The sequence below is a fragment of the Paraburkholderia ribeironis genome (assembly GCF_900019265.1).
Taxonomy (GTDB): Bacteria; Pseudomonadota; Gammaproteobacteria; order Burkholderiales; family Burkholderiaceae; genus Paraburkholderia; species Paraburkholderia ribeironis.
The window spans coordinates 1-535 of the sequence record NZ_CYGX02000162.1; the positions used below are offsets into that span (position 1 = coordinate 1).

A 535-nucleotide genomic window follows, 5' to 3' on the forward strand; every position below is an offset into this window, starting at 1 on the left:
CGATGCCGGAACGGGGGACGGAGCTGCCCGTAGTAGTGTTGAAGCCTTTGTAGTGAAGGTGGAGCGAAGGGGTAGCGTTATCCTGTTGACGAACGTCGCCAACCTGCACTGCGGGGATGAGTGACATGACATCAACGAAACCGTACAGCATTGCAAAGCGCACGGTATGGGAGGCTTTCCAGTTGGTGAGGGCCAACCGGGGCACTGCCGGCAGTGGATGATGAAACTATCGCCATGTTCGAGCAGAATCTTTCGGGAAATCTGTACAAGCTGTGGAACCGGATGTCGTCGGGGTCGTATTTCCCGCCACCGGTGAAGCAGGTTGAAATTCCGAAGGCCAGGGGTGGCACGAGAAAACTGGGCATCCCCACCGTGTCTGATCGAATTGCTCAAACCGTCATCAAACTCATGATCGAGCCGACACTTGAACTGGTGTTTCACCCTGATTCTTATGGGTACCGGCCGGGCAAGTCGGCGAAACAGGCGATTGCCGTGACGCGCAAGCGTTGCTGGCAGTACGACTGGGTTGTTGAGT

General features: G+C 56.1%; 1 protein-coding gene and 1 pseudogene. One reads left to right on the plus strand and one right to left on the minus strand.

Annotated elements, in window-relative coordinates:
- Positions 1-196, minus strand: a 196-nt coding sequence (locus BN2475_RS35190) for a hypothetical protein (protein ID WP_218023762.1), incomplete at its 3' end; no start/stop codon positions are given.
- A gap of 38 nt (positions 197-234) precedes the next feature.
- Between BN2475_RS35190 and BN2475_RS32710 the strand changes: the two are divergent.
- A pseudogene (locus BN2475_RS32710) lies at positions 235-535 on the plus strand (group II intron reverse transcriptase/maturase); the annotation flags it as partial.